Below are 18,600 nucleotides of genomic sequence, written 5' to 3' on the forward strand. Positions count from 1 at the left end.
CGGTTCAGGGAATGCGGGCCGGGAACCCCCCTCCGGCGACCTCGATCACAGTGCCGGTCAGGTACTGGTTGGTCACGGCGTGCAGCACCGTCTCCGCGACCTCGTGCTCGGCGGCGAACCGGCGCAACGGGACCTGTTCGCGCAGCCGCTCCATGTAGCGGGCGTGGGCGGGGTGCCGCGCGCCCTTCTCGCGCAGAGCGGCACCGTCCACCACACCGGGCGCGACGGCGACGACCCGGATGCCGAACTCGCCCAGTTCGAGCGCCCAGCTGCGGGTCAGCGACACCACGCCGGCCTTGGCGGCCGCGTACGCCGACTGGCCCCAGGAGCCCTGCCAGGTGCAGCTGACGACAGGGACGAGCACGCCACCGGTTCCCGCTTGCGCCATGGTGAGCGCGGCCTCGCGGCCCGCGAGGAACGTGCCGGTGAGGTTGAGGTCGACAGTGGCGTGCCACTCCTCGATGCCGTGCGCGCTCCAGGCGCCGCCCGCCTGACGGGGCGGACGCAGCAGCCGCTGGGAGAGGTTGCGGCCCGCCGCCATGACGCACACGCCGAGTTCGCCCCGCTGTGCCAGTTCGGCGAACAGGCGCCGCACGTCGGCCGGCGCGAGCGTGTCGACCTGTGCCGTCGACAACTCCACGCCCCGCTCGGCGGCTTCCTTGCGGCAGCGCTCCAACTGCTCGGCGTCCCGGGCCGCGACGGTCGTCGGCCATCCCGCGGCGCCGAGCGCATACGCGATCGCGGCACCGAGGCCCCGGCTGCCGCCGATGACGACGGCCTGTCCCCGCCTCGGCATCACACCTCCCACGGGCGGGGGCGGCCGTAGCTGAAGAGCATCGCGCCCCAGCTGAAACCGCGCCCGATGGCCATGCTCAGGATGCGGTCGCCGGGCGCGATCGTGCCGTCGTGGACGTACTCCGACAGACAGCTGGGCACGCTGACGCTGGAGGTGTTGCCGCGCCGCTCGATGTTGAGCAGCACGCGTTTGTCGTCGCGGATGCCGAGGGCGTCCTGCACGTCGTGGATCAGGTTGATGTTGCCCTGGTGCGGGATGATCCAGTCGACGTCGTCGAGGCCGGCATCCGCCTGCCGCAGGACCCGTCGGGTCGCGTCCGCCAGCACGCCGGGCGCGAACTCGCCGACGACCTTTCCCTTCATCACCATCGTGTCGTGCTCGTCGATGTCGAATGCGTCGTAGTGGGTGGCGTCGGAGTGCAGTGTCACGGCGTGCAGGCCGTCGTCCGCCCCGGGGTTCGCCCGCCACACGCCCGCGGCGGCGCCCCCGCCGAACAGTACGGAGTTGCGGTAGGAGAAGTTGAGGATCGGCCGGGGGTTCTCGGCGCAGACGATCAGTACGGTGCGGTGGCCGGTGGCGATGAGGCCGCGGGCGACGGCGGAGGCGTGCAGGAAGCCGGAACAGGCGACGCCGGTCACGTCCAGGCACATCGCCTTCGGGGCGCCGAGGCGGCGCTGCACCGGCAGGGCGACGTCCATGTAGTTGTTGCCGGGGCTCGTGGGATTGACGCGGGGGCGCGCGGTGGCGCTGGTGCCGAGGATGACGTCGACATCGCCGGGCTCCAACTCGGCCTCGGCGAGCGCCCGGCGGGCGGCGCGCTCGGCCATGTCCACGTGCCGTTCGCCCTCGGGCGGCCAGTGCCGGGCGGCGACTCCGGTGTGGCGCAGGATCCACTCCTCATCGACGCCCAGTTCGGGCCTGCTCGTGAAGTGGTCGTTGCGGACCGGCTCCCCGGGGAAGTCGTGGCCGATCCCGGCGAGCTGGACGGGCGGGCAGAAGAGGGTCATCGGAAGATCCCTTCGGGGTCGATCGAGCGCAGGAGGGCCAGTTCGTCGGCGGTCGGGGGCGGTTCGTGCCGCAGCGGGTCGGCGATCCTGACCTGCCATCCGGTGCGGTCCCGCACGGTCTCGGCAGGGCCCGCGGCGTCGGTGCGGACGAGGCCGGGCGGAGGTGCCCAGGTCGCGAGGCGAAAGGGCTCGCACGTCTTGTCCCGTTCGAAGCAGCCGAACTCCGTGACCACCTGGCTGACGTTGCGGCCGGGGCTGGTGACGAAGCCGACCGTCTCGGGGCAGCGGCGCGGTGATGCGGCCGTCACCACGATCGTCTCCACATGGCTGGCCACGTCGTTGGCGCCGCCGGAGCCGACCAGGAAGCCGCCGCCGGGCGTACGGCTGGTGTTGATACGGCCCTGCTGGTCGATCTGCGCGGCGGACAGGACGCCCAGGGTGCGCTCGGCGCCGCCCGCGACGAGGCCGCCGAGCACCTCCCACGTCCCGGCGTGCTGACGGCACCCCTGCACATGCCGTTGGGAGAACAGGAAGGTGTCCCCGGCCCGCGGCAGGAAGTCGATCATGCCGAGTTCGTTGACGACCTGGACGTCGACGCCCTCCTCCCGCAGCAGGCGTGCGGCCAGCCAACTGGCCATGTGGGCCGTGCCGATGCCGGCGAGGACGGTGCCATAGCCCCGCGTTCGTATGGTGCGGGCGATGGTGCGGGCCGCCAGCACCAGGTGGTGCTCGCGGTCGGTCGGTGGCGCGGAGCGCGCGATGACGTCGGGCACCGCCGCGGTGACCGGCGAGGCCGGGTGGAGGCCGGCCAGCCGCGCCTCCCCCAGCCGGGCCAGGTATCCCTGGTGTCCGGCCGTTCCCGTGACCCACCGCTCGAACCACTCCTCGGTGAGCGCGGGATCGGCACACGCCTGGGCCAGGTCCTCCAGGAACAGGTAGTCGTCGAGGTAGCCGTCCACTCCGGCGTCGGGCAGCGGCGTGAGGCCCTGCGGGTGGGCACCGTACGGGCAGGGGGCGAGGCCCAGCACCCGCTCGGCCGGGATCTGGCAGACCGCGCCCGCGGGTGGGTCCGCGCGCACCGTCTCCACCGTGGCGAGGACGCCCTGCTCGGCCGCCAGCGCGCCCCACCAGCCCTCTGCGACGGGACCGGAGAGATACAGGTTGCCCCGCTCGTCCGCGCACTGTGCGTGCAGCAGCGTCACGTCGGGGCGGAGCGCGGGCACCAGCACCGCCTCCCCCGCCTCATGCCGCAGGGCGTCCACCTGCCGGTGCCCCTGCGGCAGATCGGAGCCGGACAGTGAGGTGCTGACCGCGAACGGGGCGCCCGTGGCTCCCGCGATCAGCCGTTGCAGCAGGGAGAGCAGGCTCCACTCCTCGACCGGGAACGGGTCGCCCTCGGGCAGCCTCGCGTAGAGCCGGTTGGGGCGGGACGTCGGGAAGGTGTCGCCGGCGAAGCCGATGACGGCGTGCTCGACCACTCCCGCCATGGTCAGCGCGTGCACCCCCGCGTGCAGGGCGTTGACGCTGATCCGGAACCGGCCCGTGCCCCGGAAGACCCGGGCGAGCGCCAGCACCAGGGCGTTGGGGCGGGACATGGTGGAGGCGATGTGCACCCGCATGCCCGGCGTCAGGAACTGCCTGCACAGCTCGTCGGGGTCGGCGGCCACCACCGGGCTCATCCGGCGGCCTCCATGATCAGCGCGGAACTCTGGCTGCCGATGGCGAAGGCCAGGGACATCGCCAGGCGCACCTCGCCGGGGCGGGCGCCTTCGGTGACGTGGTCGTGGTCGCACTCGGGCTCCACGGTCTCGCAGTTGATCGTCGGCGCCAGGCACTGGTGTTTGAGCATCAGGGCGAGCGCGGCGCAGTTCACCAGGCCCGCGGCGCCCAGCAGATGGCCGTAGACCGGTTTGACCGAGCCGAGCGGTGTCCAGTCGCCGCGCCGCGGTCCGAAGAGGTGGCCGAGCGCGTGGCTCTCGGCCAGGTCGTTGTAGCGGGTCGCGGTGCCATGACCGCAGATGTAGTCCAGCTCCCCCGGCAAGACGCCCGCCGTGTCGAGGGTGTCGGCCATCAGCCGCGCCGTGCTCTGCCCGCTCAGGTCCATCCGGGTCGCGTGGGCGGCCTCGCTGATGCTGTGGCAGGCCCGCAGCGCGGCGTAGACCGGTGCTTGCCGGGCCTCGGCGTGCTTCCTGCGTTCCAGTACGACGACCACGGCGCCCTCGCCGAGCGCGAAGCCGTCCCTGCGCAGGTCGTACGGCTTGATCGCCCGCCGGGGTTCGGTGTCCCGGGACAGCACGCTGGTGCCCGATGCCGAGTAGACCTGCAACACCTCCGGGGTGAGCGGGAGTTCGTGGCCGACGACGAACATCACGTCGGCGGCGCCGCGCTGGATCTCGTGGGCTGCCAGGGCCAGCGCCTGATGGCCGCCCACGCAGGCGTTGCTCACCGTGGAGACCAGTGCCTGCGCGCCCAGCCGGATGGCGCTGAGCGACGCGGGTGTCCCGGCGAGTGAGGCGAAGACCGCCTGGGCCGGGGAGACCGGCGGGCGGGCCGGGTCCCACGCCGTGCCCGAGGCGGTCTGGGACCACCACTCGGCCGGTCCGCGGGAGCAGGAGGCGACGACCCCGGTGCGCGGCGGGTCGATCACTCCGTCGTCCGCCAGGCCGGCGTCCCGCGCGGCGTTCTGCACGGCCGAGAGGACGACGAGGATCTCCCGGCTGTACCGCTTGGCGAAGTTGTCCGGCAGGTCCGGCAGGTAGGGCGTGTGCTCGAAGTCCCCCAGCCGGCCGGCGCTGTGGATGCCCGTGCCGGAGGAGAGGACCGGCGGCAGCGCGCTGAGCTGGGAGTCGCCTTCCCGTAGCTGTCGCCAGACCACCTCTGGGCTGTCGGCGCCTGGCAGTACGAAACCGAGTCCGGTGATGAGCACGTCCTCGAACGCCGTACCGGTTACGCGGGCCGAATGCGGCATGGGGCCTCCCTGTCAACAGCGGTGGGTCGCCGGAGCGTTGTGAGTGAGCCGGGAACGCGCTCCCCATCAGCACATCCCGTCACGACCCGGGCGGCCAGGCACGACAGGTACCGACCGGACCGCCGCGCCGGGACTCGCGGTACCGGCCGCGCCGCCCGCCGGAGAAACCTCGTGCGCACCGCCTTGACAGTCCGTACATCCTCCCGGACATTAATGAACATTCATTAACCCTCGTGAAGCGGGGTCTTCCCATGGATGGAACGGGAGTTGTCATCGCCGGCGCCGCGATCACGCGGCACGGCTTCTTCCCGGCGCGGGACTGGAAGGACCTCGTCGTCGAATCCGCGTTCTCGGCCCTTCAGGACGCATGCCTCGACGCCGGGGACATCACCGACGGCTTCGTGTCGGTCTCGCTGCCGGAGACGTTCGAGCAGCAGAACCTCGGTGCCGTCACCGCCGACGAACTCGGCCTCGCCCCGATGGCTTTCAGCCAGGTCAACGCCGCCTGCGCCGGAGGCACGGTGGCCCTGCGGAGCGCCGTGGCCGCCCTCGCCTCGGGCATGGCGCGGGCCGTGCTGGTCATCGGCGTGGAGAAGGTGTCGGACGCGGCATCGACCGCCGATTCGATGCTGCACTTCCCCGACGCCGAGTTCGAGGCGCCGGCGGGCTTCGACTACGTCGACCTCATGGCGCTGATGCACGACCAGTACATGCGCAAGTACGGCGCCACGCACGAGGCGATCGCCCAGTGGGTCGTACAGGACCGCTGGTACGCCACGCGCAACCCGAACGCGGTCGACTACGGACGGCCGGAACTCACCGTGCCGCAGGTCCTCAACGGTCCCATGGTGTCGCGGCCGATCACCCGGGCGGCCTGCGGCCGGGCCTGCGACGGTTCCTCGGCGGTCGTGCTGATGCGCCGCGACGACGCTCCGGGAGCGTGCGAGCCGGTGGAGATCGCGGGCATCGCGCAGGCCACCGGGCCCAACGTACTGGCCACGAAGTTCGGCCATCCGGCCTCCGCCGGCGCCGACATCGCCGAGGCGGTCCCGACCGCGGTGGCCGCCAAGGCCGCCTATGCGCAGGCCGGCATCGAGCCGCAGCACGTCGGGCTGGCCCAGGTGCACGACTGCTTCAGCGTGATGGGCGCGCTGCACCTGGAGGGGCTGGGGATCTTCCCCACGGGCAAGGCCGCGGCGGCGGTGGCCGACGGGGAGACGACGCTGGAGGGCCGCTGCCCCGCCAACACCGACGGCGGCCGGATCGGCCTCGGTCATCCCACCGGTGCCACCGGAATCAGCGTCGCCGTGGAGTCGGCACTCCAACTGCGCGGCCGGTGCGGGGAACGCCAGGTCCAGGACCCGGATGTCGCGGTCTGCCAGTCCATGGGCGGCTCCAACGCCACCAGCGCCGTCGCCGTGCTGCGCCGCCCGCGCTGAACGACCCACGCAGGAAGGAGGGACAGCGCTCCCATGTGGTCCCCCACGGAACCGGTCTACCGCATCGCCACCCCGACCCCCGCCAAGGCCTGGCGTTCACGCGCCGGGCGCTACCGCCTCGTCGGCAACCACTGCACGGGCTGCGGGCTGACGTTCTTCCCCGCACGGCGCGTCTGCCCCGACTGCCGCTCGCGCGACCTGCCCGAGACCGAACTGGCGCCCTTCGGCCGGGTGGTGAGTACGGCGGAGGACTACACCCCGCTGATCGGTCACGCCGGACGCGCCGCCCGGCCGTTCGCCATCGTAGAGCTGGAGGACGGACCCCACGTGCTCACCGAACTCGTCGACGTCGACGCCGGTTACGACGGCGATCCCCCGGCTGTGGCCGAAGGCACCGAGGTCGAGCTGGTCGTCCGCAAGTGGCGGCGCGAGGCTTCGGGGCCCTACCAGTACGGCTACAAGTTCCGGCCGCGGAGGGCGCGATGAGCGGCGACTGGCCCCGGCTCACCGGCATCCCCGTGGACGTCACCGACGCCACCGGGAACACGCCCGGTCCCGCCACGAACGACGTGGGGATCTCCGCGATCGGCACGGCGCTGCCCGCCGGCCGGCTCGCCGTGGAGGAGATCCACGAGGTGTGGCGCAATGTGCCGCTGGACGTGGTGCGGCGCAAGGGCGTGACCCACCGCGCAGTGTGCGACCCCGACGCCGACGCCGTGACGCTGGCTGCCGAAGCCACGGCCATCGCCCTGCGCGAGGCGCCCGCGACACCTCAGGCGGTCTTCTTCGGCTCGCAGACCGGCCCGTACCTCACCAAGGCCGGCGCGGCGCTGCTGGCCGACATGGCCGGGCTGCCGCCCGCGTCCTTCGCCGCCGACGTGCAGTTCTCCGGCAAGTCCGGGACGGCCGCCCTGCTGTGCGCGCTGGCCTGGGTGCGGGCCGGATTCGCCGAGGCGGCACTGGCGGTGGGGACCGACACGCTGGGACCCCATATCGCGCCGGGCGATCCGCAGGAGTACACCGCGGGCTCCGGAGCGGCGGCGCTCCTGGTCACCCGCGACGCCACGCTGGCCACCGTGGACGCCGTCGGCTCGGCGGTCTCCGACACCAACGACGGCTTCCGCGCCGACGGCGAGCGGCACATCCGCACCGGTGGCGCGGTGATGACGGCCACCGACATCGGGCTGTACGACCACTGCGTCACCGCCTGGGAACAACTCGGCCCGCCGACCGAGCCGTTGCGCTTCCTGGTCGGCCCCCAGCCGGACGCCATCACCCCGATCCGGCTGGCCCGGCGCCTCGGGCAGCCCGACCGCTCTGCCCTGCCCTGCGTCGTCGCGCACGGCATCGGCGACACGGGCGCGGCCGCACCTCTGCTCGGACTGGCCCGGGCACTGGAGTTGGCCGTCCCCGACGACCGGATCGCGGTCCTTGGCTACGGCTGCGGCGCGGGCAGCGACGCCCTGCTGCTGACCGTACGCAGCACGGCCACGCACACCGGACTCGAAGCGGCGCTCACGCAGCGGCGCCTGGTGAGCTACGCGACGGCGAGCAGGCACGAGAGGCACTTCCAAGCACTGGAGCGACTCGTGGGGAGCTACGAATGAACGAACTGTTCAAGGGACGCACCGCGCTGGTCACCGGCGGTGGCAGGGGCATCGGCGCGGCGATCGTCACCCGGCTCGCCGAGGAGGGCGCGACGGTCGCGGTCAACGACATCGACGAGGAGGCCGCCGAGCGCATGGCCGCGCAGGTGGGCGGACTCGCCGTACCGGCGAACATCGCCCACGAGGAGCAGGCCCACGCCGTGGTGGAACGCGTCGAGCGGGCCTGGGGCGGACTCGATGTCCTGGTGAACAACGCGGGCATCGGATTCCGCGGAACGCTCGCGGACCACACGCCGAAGATCTGGCACAAGGTGCTGTCCGTCAACCTCCACGCTCCCTTCTTCCTGTCGCGCCGCGCCGCGCCGCTGCTCGCCCAGGCCGACGGCGGCGCGGTGGTCAACCTCTCCTCCGTGGCATTGATCGGCAACGTCGGACAGGTGGCGTACGACGTGTCCAAGGGCGGGCTCGCCACCCTCACGCGGTCACTCGCGGCCGAGCTGGGCCCGGCCGGCGTGCGCGCCAACGCCGTCTGCCCGGGATTCGTCGACACCCCCATGCTCGCCATGGCCGAGGACCTCGTCCGGATCGGCGAGAAGCACGTACGCACCCAGCCGATCAGCCGTTTCGGCACTCCGCAGGAGGTGGCCGCAGCCGTGGCATGGCTGGCCTCCTCCGAGGCGAGCTACGTGACGGGCCAGTGCCTGTTCGTCGACGGCGGATGGATACGGTCATGACACCGCCGGTGCGGATCCTGGCGATGGACGATCCACGGGTGCCGGACGCCGCGTCCTGCACGGTGGCCGGACTGCTCACCGCCCGTGCCCGCGCGCACCCCGACCGGGTGTTCGCCGTCTTCGCCGACGGTGAGAGCTGGACGTACGGCGAAACGCTCCGGCGCTCCCTCGGCGCCGCGGCGGCCCTCGCGGCATCCGGGGTGCGACCGGGCGACCGGGTGCTCTCGTGGCTGCCCAACGGGCCGGACGCGCTGCTGGCCTGGTTCGGCACCAACCTCGCGGGCGCGACCTGTGTGCCCGTCAACACCGCCTACCGGGGCCGGATGCTGGAGCACGTACTGGCCAACTCCGGGGCGGCGCTGGTCGTCGCGCATCGCGAACTCGCCCCGCGACTGGCGGAGATCGAGCCCGGGGACCGGCGCCCCACAGTCGTCGGCCCGCATGAACTCCATGCCGAGCCGGGCGACTTCGAACCGTATCCCGCGCAGCCGTGGGACACGTTCGGAATCATCTACACCTCGGGCACGACGGGCCCCTCGAAGGGCGTGCTGTGCTCCTACGTCCACCACTACTCCGCGGCCGTCGCCGCCTTCGCCGGCCGGGCCGGGGAGGCCGACCGCTACCTCGTCCAACTGCCGCTGTTCCATGCGGGCGGGACGATCGGGGTCTACGCGATGCTGCTGCTCGGCGGGTCCGTTCTCGTGGTCGACTCCTTCGCCACGGACGCGTTCTGGGACGTCGTCCGCGCCCACCGGGTCACCTGCTGCACCCTGCTCGGAGTCATGGCGTCCTTCCTGCTCAAGCGCGGCCCGGCGGAAAAGGACCTCCAACACCCGCTGAAGTGGGTGTGGTTGCTTCCGCTCGGCGACAACAGCGCTGAGCTGTCACAGCGCTTCGGCATCGAGGTCCACACCTTGTTCAACATGACCGAGACATCGGTCCCGCTGATCTCCGAGCCGGATCCGAAGGAGAGCGGACTGTGCGGAACACCGCGCCCCGGCATCGAGATCCGCGTGGTCGACGCGTACGACCGGCAGGTGCCCCCGGGCCACAGCGGTGAGCTCGTGCTGCGCGCCGACCGCCCCTGGTCGCTGTCGCACGGCTACCACGGGATGCCGGAGGCGACGGCCGCGGCCTGGCGCAACGGCTGGTTCCACACCGGAGACGCGGTGCGCCAGGACGGTGCGGGCCGGATCTTCTTCGTCGACCGCCTCAAGGACGCGATCCGCCGCCGAGGGGAGAACATCTCCTCCTTCGAGGTGGAGTCCGAGGCGATGACCCACCCGGCGGTGCGCGAGTCGGCCGCGGTGGCCGTCCCGAGCGAACACGGCGAGGACGAGGTCCTCCTCGCGGTCGCCCTCGCACCGGGCCGGGCCGTCGACCCGGCCGAGTTGATCGAATACCTCGTCCCGCGCATGCCGCACTTCATGGTGCCCCGCTATGTCCGCGTACTGGACGAACTACCCAAGACGCCCACCGCGAAGGTGCTCAAGCACGCGCTGCGCGCGGAGGGGCTGACGGACGACACCTGGGACCGGCGGCAGGCCGGGATCAAGGTCAAACGTGAGTCCCTCGGGAGGAGCCGACAGCCATGACCACGCCCCAGGCGGAGACGATCGAGCGCGACGTGCCCGCCCCGATGCGGGACGGAGTGGTCCTGCGCGCCGACGTCTGGCACCCTCCCGCCGACGGCCCCACGCCCGCACTGCTCTACCGCGGCCCCTACGACAAGCGCCGGATGCCCATGCTGGACGTCCTGCCCGCCTCCCTGGCCGTGGAGGCCGGCTACACCGTGGTCCTGCAGGACAGCCGGGGCCGGTTCGCCTCCGACGGCGACTGGCAGCCGGTCATGTGGCGACAGGAGGCGCTGGACACCCACGACACCGTGGAGTGGATCGCCACCCGGCCGTGGTGCGACGGCAACGTCGGCATGGTGGGGCCCTCCTACCTCGGCATCGTGCAGTGGGTAGGCGCCGCGCTGCGCCCGCCGCACCTGCGCGCCATCGCCCCGGCCATGTGCGCGGTCGGCGACTACGACGCCCGCGCCACCGGCGGAGCACTGCGGCTGGACCAACTGGTCAGCTGGGCCGCGGTGTTGATGGCGCCGGAGTGGCTGCGCCGCCGACTGGCCGGCGGCGAATCGCCACCGCGCAAGACGACCGAGGCGATCGCGGACTGCGCCAGGAATCCGCGGCGCGCGATGGAACAGCTCCCCCTCACCGACATCCTCGACCTGGAGGAATTCCCGCCGCTGCTCAGGGACGTCCTCGCGGGCCAGGCCGAGATCCCGGACGTCCACGCCGAGGACATCGACATCCCCACGCTCTCCATCAGCGGCTGGTACGACATCTACGCCACCGCCACCCTCGGCCTGCACCAGGACCTGACATCCCGCGCGGACCATCACCACCTGATCATGGGCAGCTGGGCCCACCTGAGCGCACTGCTGCCGATCCAGGGCGAAGTGAACTTCGGCCTGGCCTCCTCCGCGCGCTTCAGCGGGCTCGCCGAACAGCACCTGGCGTTCTTCGACCGCTATCTGCGGGGCGCGCAGAGGGAGTTGCCCAGGGTGCGGTACTTCCTCATGGGCGCGGGAGAGTGGCGTACGAGCACTCGGTGGCCGCCGCCCCGCGCGGTGACCCGGCGGTGGTACCTGCGGCAGGGCGGCATCCTGGGCGACCCGCCCGAGCGGCACGAGCCGGCCACCCACTACCGCTACGATCCGGCCGACCCGGTGCCCAGCCACGGCGGACGGGTGCTCAACCTGGGCGACCTGGTACCCGGGCCCCTCGCCCAGAACCATCTCGAACACCGCCCGGACGTGCTCAGTTACACCTCCGAGCCGCTGCCCGAAACCCTCGATCTGGCGGGCCCCGTCCGGCTGGTGCTGTCGGTCCGAAGCAGCGCACCCGACACCGACTTCACCGGCAAACTCCTCGACGTCCTCCCCGACGGCCGAGCCCTGCTCGTCGCCGACGGCATCACACGTGCCCGCCACCGCCACGGTCCGGACACGGAGCGGCCCCTCACACCCGGCACGGTCAGCACGCTCCGACTGGACCTGGGCCACACGGCCTGGCGCCTTCCTGCCGGGCACCGCCTGCGGATCCACGTCTCGAGCAGCAACTTCCCCCAGTACGACCGGAACCTCAACACCGGCGGCCCGATCGGTCAGGAGAGCGTCCCGGTCGTGGCCGAACAGACGGTCCACCACGACCCCGAGAACCTCTCCTGGCTCGAACTCACCATGCTCCACGGCACCGCCGTGACGGCCGAAGGCGAGCAATCCGCATGACCGGCACACACCCTGCCACGTCATCGCCCCTCTCCGCGGCCGACGGACCCACCCCGTCCGTCCGCCGCCCCCGCACGCTGCACTCGGCTCCCCGGAGGCGACCGGTGTTCCGCATCGGGCGCCGGCCCGGGCAGCCGGTGCATGCGACACCGCACACCGCGGTCCGGCCCGTACCGGAGGACCCACCGGTCCCCCACCACGGACGAAGACCGCTCCGACGGCCGGGCAGGGTCGGGACCCCGCCCGGCCTGACCGAAGGAGCCGCACTTGTCCAACCAAAACCCCTCTCGCACCCGCCGGATCCACATCCTCCTCCGGCTGGCGTGCGTGACCGCACTCGCCGCAGTGGCACTGGGAATGCCGTCCACGTCGTCCTCGGCCCAGCCCGAGCCGCACCACCGATTCGCGGCCGTCGACGACGCACCGTCCGCCCCACCACTGCCCGGAGCCAACGACTGGCGGTGCAGGCCCACCCGGCAGCACCCCGAACCGGTCGTACTGGTCCACGGCCTGTACGCCACACCGGACGTCAACTGGCCGTTCGTTTCGGAAAACCTTCATAAGGCCGGGTTCTGCGTCTACGCGCTGACCTGGGGCACCGGGCAGGGGAAATACCCGCTGCCGGGCGTCGCGCCTCTGGAGGAATCCGCCAAGGACCTCAAGGCGTTCGTCGACCGGGTCCGGATCACGACGGGCGCCCTCAAGGTCGACCTGGTCGGGCACAGCGCCGGTGGCCTGATGCCCCGTCAGTACCTGCGCTTCGAAGGCGGAGCCAGGTGGGTGGACGACTTCGTCGCGCTCGGACCACCCAATCACGGCACGACGTTCCACTCACCCTGGCACGACATGCCCGAGTGGGTCGCCACCGCGTTCTGCCCGTCGTGCCTGCAGTTCGACGTCGGCTCGGCGTTCCTCACCCACCTCAACGAGAGCCGTGAGGTGGAGCCGGGCGTCAGCTACACGACGATCAGCACCAAGTTCGACGAGTACATCCTGCCGTACACCAGCGCCCACCTGAAGGGAGCTTCCAGCCAGGTCACCAACATCACCGTCCAGGACAGGTGCCCGGGCAGCACGATCAACCATCTCAACCTCGCCTTCGACCAGGTCCCGCTGCAGTGGATCAGCAACGCCCTGCAGCGCCCCGGTCCCGCGGACCCGGAGCTCAGGCCCACGTGCTGAGCCGGAGCCGGCGAGCGACTGTTCGCCCCCGCCCGCCCCTTCCCGCCGACGAAGGGGCGGGCCCGGGCAGCGCCACCACGGAACGACTCCACCACGCACAGGTCCACCTACGCACAGGTCCAGATACACACAGGGAGAGGGAGCGCCATGCAACTGTCACGTCGCGATCTGCTGCGCAGCAGCGGGCGGTTCGGCCTCGCCGCCGCGATGGGGCTGGGGGCGGCCCCCGCCCTGGCCGCCTGCGGCGGCTCGGACAACGCCGGCGACACGGCCGGACAGGCCCGGCTCGGCTGGATCCAGCCCGCCTCCGGCGCCTTGGCGTCCGCGTACAAGCCGGCCTACGCCGCGGCTCGGCTCGCCGTGCGGGAGATCAACGAGGCGGGCGGGCTGCTGGGCCGGCCGCTGAAACTCCTCGAGGAGGACGACGAGGGCAAGCCCGGGACGCAGCCGATGGTGGCCCGGCGGCTGCTGCGCGACAAGCCGCAGTTCGTGCTCGGACCGACGGGCAGTTCCCAGGCGGTGGCGTCGGCCAGCGTGCTGGGCCGCGCGGAGGTACTCCAGTCCGCCTGGGGCGTGGCCGAACGGCTCGGCGACGGAGGGCAGTTCCCGTTCCACTACCAACTGGTCTTCAACACCCGGCAGCAGGCGGCCGCCGTGGGGCGCTACCTGTTCGAGGTGCGTGACCTCAGAAAGGTCGGGCTGCTGGTGGAGAACTCCGAGTACGGGGAAGCGATTCGCGACGCCTTCACCGCCGTACTCGACGACCGCTACGGCACGCGCCCCGTCTCCGTCCAGGTCTTCAACCAGGCCGCCCCCGACATGACCCCGTTCGTCAAACAGCTCGACCGGGACGGCGCCGCCGCCGTCGGCCTGTTCAGCGGCCAGCCGCAGACCTCCGTGCTGACCCTGCGGGCGATGGCCGCCACCGGCTTCGCGCCACCGACCGTCTCCCACGAACTCAGCTACATCAAGGCCTACGATGCCTTCCCCAAGGAGCTGATGGAGCGGCTGTACACCACCACCTACGCCGCCTTCAGCTACCGGCCTGGCGAGACGCCGGCCCAGGGCCCGGCGATGGAGTACGCCCGGCGGATCGCGGCCGAACCCACGGCCACCGGGCTGGAGTTCACCGCCGCCACCTCCCCGTACTACGACTTCCTCAAGCTGCTGGCCGACACCGTCGAGCGGGAGAAGACCCTGGCCCCGGACAAGCTCAAAGCCGCCTTCGACAAGGTGACCGACCACCAAGGTCCCCGGGGACGGATCTCCTTCACCTCCGCACGGCACACCGGCATCGACGACGGCGCCCTCGTCGTCGCCTCGCTGCTGTCCGCCAAGAAGGAGCAGTCGGTGCACGGCATCTTCCGCGAGCTGGCCCCGGGCGGCCAGACGTGATCAACGACGTGCTGGTGCCCGGTCTGGTGTACGGCAGCCTGTACGGGCTGGTGGCCGTGAGCCTCACCGTGCTGCACCGGCCGACCCGGGTGCTCAACTTCGCCCAGGGCGACCTGGTGATGCTGGGCGCGATGACCATGGCGGTGCTGACCACGCTGCCCTGGCCACTCGCGGCGGCGATCGCTGCCGCCGGGGTCGGTGCCGTGGCACTGGTCGAGGAGCGGGTGGCCGTGGCGCCCGTGCTGCGGCGCTCGCCGTACGGCAGCGCCTGGGTGATCACCACGCTGGCGTTCTCGCTGGCCCTCAACCAGCTCGCGGGCCGGCTGTGGACCGACGAACCGCGCACCGTCGAACCCCCCGCGCCGCTGTCCCTGGACCCCCTCACGTTCCTCGGCGTCCGCTTCAACAGCTACCAACTGGCCGTCGTCCTGATCACGTTGGGCGTGGTCGCCGCCTTGGAGAGGCACGCGCGGACCCGCACCGGCTGTGCCCTGCGGGCGGTGGCCGCCGACCGGGACGCGGCCCGGCTGCGCGGCATCGATCCCGCGAAGCTCAGCCGACGGGCCTTCCTGCTGGGCGGGGCACTGGCCGGGCTGACCGGTGCGCTGGCGGCACCGCTGACGCTCGCATCGGTGGCGATGGGCTTCGGGCTGCTCATCAAGGGCTTCTTCGCGGCCGTCCTCGGCGGGGTCGGCGATGTGCGCGGGGCACTGCTCGGGGGCTGGATCGTCGGCGTCGTCGAGGCCGCGGGCGCCGACTACGTCTCACCGGGCGCCCAGACCGCCGTGCTGTTCGCCGTCACGCTCGCCATCCTCCTGGTCCGACCCCAGGGGCTGCGCGGAAGCGAGGAGTTGCGCCGTGTCTGAGCTCAGGTCACCTTCCTTGCGACGAACGGGACTTGGCGTCGCCCTCGTCCTGGCCGCCGTACTGCCCCCCCTCACCCGGGACGGATATGTCCTCCACGTGGCCACCGTGGTCGGCATCTATGTGCTGATCGCCATGGGCCTGAACGTGCTGTTCGGGTACGCCGGGCAGGTGTCGCTCGGGCATGGCGCCCTGGTGGCGGTCGGCGCCTACACCGCGGCCGTGCTCACCGTCGACCACGGCTGGTCGTTCTGGGCGGCCGTCGGCCCCGCCATGGCCGTGTCGGCCGCCGTCGGCGGGCTGATGGCCCTGCCCGCGCTACGGCTGTCCTCCTGGCATCTGGCGCTGATCACCCTCGCCTTCGCCATGGTGGTGGGCAGTCTGCTGACCGAACTGCGGGACCTCACCGGCGGGTTCGCGGGCATCATCGGCGTCCCCCTGCCCGAGGCGGGCGGCACGCCGCTCACCGAAGAGCAGCTGTACTGGCTGGTGCTCGCCCTGGTCGTGGTGGCCACCTGGCTGGTCGCGAACGTGCTGCGCTCCCGGATCGGCCGGGCGCTCACCGGCGTACGCGACGCACCCGACGCCGTACGCACGGTGGGCGCGGCTCCTGTCCGGCTGAAGATCTTCGCCTTCTGTCTGTCTGCCGCGCTCGCCGGACTCGGGGGTGCGTTGCTGGCCACGACGCGCGGCATGGTCACCCCCGACGACTTCCCCATCGAGTTCTCGCTGTTCTTCCTCCTCGTGGTGATCATCGGCGGCGCCGGTCGCACGGCCGGGCCGTTCCTGGGCACGCTGGCGTTCTTCGTGGTGCCCGAGTTGCTGGACGACCTGGCCGAGTGGCGGCTGCTCATCTACGCCATCGCCCTGCTCGTGCTGATCGTGTACGTGCCGCACGGCATCGCCGGGGCGTGGGAGGAGCACGGACCCAGGATCGTGGCGCGTCTGACCGCGGGAGGACGACACCGCTCCGAGGGAGCAGGTGCGGTGCCGTCCGTGGACGCGCCCGCGCCGCGGCCCACTCCCATGACCAGTCGCCCGGGGAGTGGGCTGCGGCTGCGCACGACGGACCTGCGGCGCTCCTTCGGCGGTGTCCACGCGCTGGGCGGTGTCGATCTGTCGGTGGAGCCGGGCACCATCCACGCGCTGGTGGGCCCCAACGGATCGGGGAAGACCACGCTGCTGAACGCCGTGACCGGTCTTGTGCCCGCGGAGCGCGGCCGGGTGCTGCTGAGCGGGGCGGAGGTGAGCCGCCAGGCTCCCGAGCGGATCGCCCGCCTCGGGGTCGCGCGAACCTTCCAGACTCCCCTGCTGCTGCCCCGGCTGACCGCGCTGGAGAACGTCCTGCTCGGGGCGTATGCCAGGGAACGGGTGAGCGTCGTCGAGCACGCGCTCGCGCTCCCCCGGGGGCGGAGCGAGTCCCGCCTGCTGCGCGAAGAGGCCGCCGGCTACCTGGACTTCGTGGGCCTGACCCCGTACGCCCGGACCCCGGCCGGAATCCTGCCGCACGGCAACCAGCGGTTGCTGGAGATCGCCCGCGCGCTCATGGCGCGTCCCCGGCTGCTGCTGATGGACGAACCGGCCGCCGGCCTGTCGCCCGCCGAACTCACCATGCTGGACGGCCTGTTGCGGGAGATCAGGGCGCACGACATGACGGTGCTGCTCGTCGAGCACCACATCGAGCTGGTGGCGGCCGTCGCCGATCACGTCACCGTGCTGGACGCGGGAGTCACCCTCGTCTCGGCCGAACCCTCCATCGCGCTCCACGACGCCCGCGTACTCCACGCCTACCTGGGGGGCTGACGCCATGTCCACCGAGCAGGACGCACCGGAGGGAAACCGCATGTCCGCGACGCCCGAACCACCGCTGCTCCGCCTGAGTGGGGTGCACTCCGGCTACGGCCCCGTCCCCGTCGTCCACGACGTCACGCTCGCGGTGCGCGAAGGCGAGATCTGCGCCCTGATCGGCGCGAACGGAGCCGGAAAATCGACCTTGCTCCGCACCATCTCGGGGCTGCTGCGCCCGACCGCGGGCACGGTCGAGTTCGGCGGCACCGACATCACCCGCGACCGGCCCGAGGCGATCAGCCTGCGCGGACTGGTCCAGGTACCGGAGGGGAGGCGCGTCTTCCACGGGCTCACCGTGCGCGAGAACCTCGAACTGGGCCTGTGGAAGCGGAAGGTGACCGCACCCGAGGAACGCGAACGTCTGGAGTGGACGTTCAGCCTCTTCCCCGTCCTGGAACACAAGCTGCGGGCGCGGGCCGAGGTGCTCAGCGGCGGGGAGCAGCAACTCCTCGCCATCGCCCAGGCGTTGGTGGCCAAGCCGCGGATGCTTCTGATCGACGAGCCGTCGCTGGGCCTCGCGCCGCTCGCCGCCGAGCGGGTCCTGGCGACCGTCGCGAAGCTGCGCACGACAGGCCTGACCGTGCTCCTCGTCGACCAGGCGGTCGAGCGCGTCCTCGGCCTGGCCGACCGGGCCTACGTCATGCGGACGGGCCGGATCGTGACCGAGGGACCGGCCGCCCGGCTGCGCGAGGGACCGGCGCTGCAGGAGGCCTACTTGGGCACGCTCGCGGACAGCGACTGAATCTCGTCATGGCCGACCCCCGCCGCCTGCAGCACCAGGACGCCGTACTGCTCGGCGATCTCCTCGGCGCTGAGCCTGCCCTCGGGGCGGAACCAGAGTCCGGCGTGGATGCACATGTCCAGCAACGCCTTCGCGGTGACCGGAATGTCCGCCTCCCGCCCGCCGGGCAGCGCGGCCCGGAACGCACCCCGGGTCCGCCCCTGTTCCAGCATCCGCTCAAACTCCCGGCGTATGCGGCGCTCGCTGTCCCGGATCTCCGTGGACAGCGACGGCGGCAGGTGATGCGTCTCCGACCGGCTGACCACCGCTTCCAGGCGGTACGTCGTGTGGAAGACGGTCAGCGTCCTGGCCGCCTCCCACAGCTCGCGCACGGGATCGCCGCCGCCCCGCTCGAAGGCATCCGCGAGCTGCCGCTCCAGCTCGGCACAGGTCCGCGAGGCGATCGAGTGGAGGAGTTCCTCCTTGGACCTGAAGTGGTTGTACATGGCCGCGGGCGTCATGCCGAGGGCCGCCAGGATCTCCCGGACGCTCGTGTTGCCGTAACCCCGCCGGTAGAACAACTCGGCGGCGACCGACTCGATCTGCCTCCGCGTGCTCCCCCTGGGCGGCGGGGCGAACGCTCCCTCGGTCGACATGGCCATGGAGTGATTCCCGTCCCTCGGTGGCGGCCGGCCATCGGCGTGGCGGGGAGCCGGTGAATGGCCGTTCACCTGCTCACTTTAC

At 72.1% G+C, this 18,600-nt stretch carries 16 protein-coding genes; 11 read left to right on the top strand and 5 right to left on the bottom strand.

What is annotated here, in order from left to right:
- Nucleotides 1–4 precede the first annotated feature (4 nt).
- From ACTWQO_RS04520 to ACTWQO_RS04535, 4 genes are read right to left on the bottom strand one after another with little or no spacing between them, the layout of a single operon-like run.
- A complete protein-coding gene (locus tag ACTWQO_RS04520; RefSeq protein WP_443235882.1) occupies nt 5–796 on the bottom strand; it encodes an SDR family NAD(P)-dependent oxidoreductase in 792 nt (263 codons plus the stop codon).
- Nucleotides 796–1,803, bottom strand: a complete 1,008-nt coding sequence (locus tag ACTWQO_RS04525; protein ID WP_443235883.1) for a ketoacyl-ACP synthase III — start codon at nt 1,801–1,803, stop codon at nt 796–798. Before ACTWQO_RS04525 ends, ACTWQO_RS04520 begins: the two co-directional genes overlap by 1 nt.
- On the bottom strand, nt 1,800–3,482 hold the full coding sequence (locus ACTWQO_RS04530; protein WP_443235884.1) for a CoA-transferase: 1,683 nt from the start codon (nt 3,480–3,482) through the stop codon (nt 1,800–1,802). Before ACTWQO_RS04530 ends, ACTWQO_RS04525 begins: the two co-directional genes overlap by 4 nt.
- Nucleotides 3,479–4,771, bottom strand: coding sequence for a beta-ketoacyl-[acyl-carrier-protein] synthase family protein (locus tag ACTWQO_RS04535; RefSeq protein ID WP_443235885.1), 1,293 nt, complete (start codon nt 4,769–4,771; stop codon nt 3,479–3,481). The genes ACTWQO_RS04530 and ACTWQO_RS04535 overlap by 4 nt, the downstream gene beginning before the upstream one ends.
- Before the next feature lie 251 nt (nt 4,772–5,022).
- Between ACTWQO_RS04535 and ACTWQO_RS04540 the strand changes: the two genes are divergently transcribed.
- The 11 genes from ACTWQO_RS04540 to ACTWQO_RS04590 all read left to right on the top strand — a co-directional run bounded on the left by ACTWQO_RS04540 (nt 5,023) and on the right by ACTWQO_RS04590 (nt 17,877).
- The gene (locus tag ACTWQO_RS04540; protein WP_443235886.1) at nt 5,023–6,210 is read left to right on the top strand and encodes a thiolase family protein; all 1,188 of its coding nucleotides are present in this window, start codon (nt 5,023–5,025) and stop codon (nt 6,208–6,210) included.
- Between the two features lie 33 nt (nt 6,211–6,243).
- Complete coding sequence (locus tag ACTWQO_RS04545; RefSeq protein ID WP_443235887.1) at nt 6,244–6,696, top strand: Zn-ribbon domain-containing OB-fold protein; 453 nt, start codon at nt 6,244–6,246, stop codon at nt 6,694–6,696.
- The gene (locus ACTWQO_RS04550) at nt 6,693–7,817 is read left to right on the top strand and encodes a hypothetical protein (RefSeq protein WP_443235888.1); all 1,125 of its coding nucleotides are present in this window, start codon (nt 6,693–6,695) and stop codon (nt 7,815–7,817) included. Before ACTWQO_RS04545 ends, ACTWQO_RS04550 begins: the two co-directional genes overlap by 4 nt.
- Entirely contained in the window at nt 7,814–8,551 is a 738-nt protein-coding gene (locus ACTWQO_RS04555) for an SDR family NAD(P)-dependent oxidoreductase (RefSeq protein ID WP_443235889.1), read from the top strand. The genes ACTWQO_RS04550 and ACTWQO_RS04555 overlap by 4 nt, the downstream gene beginning before the upstream one ends.
- Entirely contained in the window at nt 8,548–10,146 is a 1,599-nt protein-coding gene (locus ACTWQO_RS04560) for an AMP-binding protein (protein WP_443235890.1), read from the top strand. Before ACTWQO_RS04555 ends, ACTWQO_RS04560 begins: the two co-directional genes overlap by 4 nt.
- Nucleotides 10,143–11,846: a CocE/NonD family hydrolase gene (locus ACTWQO_RS04565; RefSeq protein WP_443235891.1), complete on the top strand. Its 1,704-nt coding sequence runs from the start codon at nt 10,143–10,145 to the stop codon at nt 11,844–11,846. The genes ACTWQO_RS04560 and ACTWQO_RS04565 overlap by 4 nt, the downstream gene beginning before the upstream one ends.
- A 267-nt stretch (nt 11,847–12,113) precedes the next feature.
- Nucleotides 12,114–13,028, top strand: coding sequence for an esterase/lipase family protein (locus ACTWQO_RS04570; RefSeq protein ID WP_443235892.1), 915 nt, complete (start codon nt 12,114–12,116; stop codon nt 13,026–13,028).
- 147 nt (nt 13,029–13,175) lie between these two features.
- The gene (locus ACTWQO_RS04575; protein ID WP_443235893.1) at nt 13,176–14,423 is read left to right on the top strand and encodes an ABC transporter substrate-binding protein; all 1,248 of its coding nucleotides are present in this window, start codon (nt 13,176–13,178) and stop codon (nt 14,421–14,423) included.
- Nucleotides 14,420–15,289, top strand: coding sequence for a branched-chain amino acid ABC transporter permease (locus ACTWQO_RS04580; RefSeq protein WP_443235894.1), 870 nt, complete (start codon nt 14,420–14,422; stop codon nt 15,287–15,289). Before ACTWQO_RS04575 ends, ACTWQO_RS04580 begins: the two co-directional genes overlap by 4 nt.
- The gene (locus ACTWQO_RS04585) at nt 15,282–17,090 is read left to right on the top strand and encodes a branched-chain amino acid ABC transporter ATP-binding protein/permease (RefSeq protein WP_443235895.1); all 1,809 of its coding nucleotides are present in this window, start codon (nt 15,282–15,284) and stop codon (nt 17,088–17,090) included. Before ACTWQO_RS04580 ends, ACTWQO_RS04585 begins: the two co-directional genes overlap by 8 nt.
- Before the next feature lie 4 nt (nt 17,091–17,094).
- On the top strand, nt 17,095–17,877 hold the full coding sequence (locus tag ACTWQO_RS04590; protein ID WP_443235896.1) for an ABC transporter ATP-binding protein: 783 nt from the start codon (nt 17,095–17,097) through the stop codon (nt 17,875–17,877).
- On the opposite strand, the gene ACTWQO_RS04595 is transcribed toward ACTWQO_RS04590, so the two are convergent.
- Entirely contained in the window at nt 17,847–18,518 is a 672-nt protein-coding gene (locus ACTWQO_RS04595) for a TetR/AcrR family transcriptional regulator (RefSeq protein ID WP_443235897.1), read from the bottom strand. The genes ACTWQO_RS04590 and ACTWQO_RS04595 overlap by 31 nt on opposite strands.
- Nucleotides 18,519–18,600 lie beyond the last annotated feature (82 nt).

It is taken from the genome of Streptomyces sp. 4N124, assembly GCF_052245395.1.
Classification (GTDB): domain Bacteria; phylum Actinomycetota; class Actinomycetes; order Streptomycetales; family Streptomycetaceae; genus Streptomyces.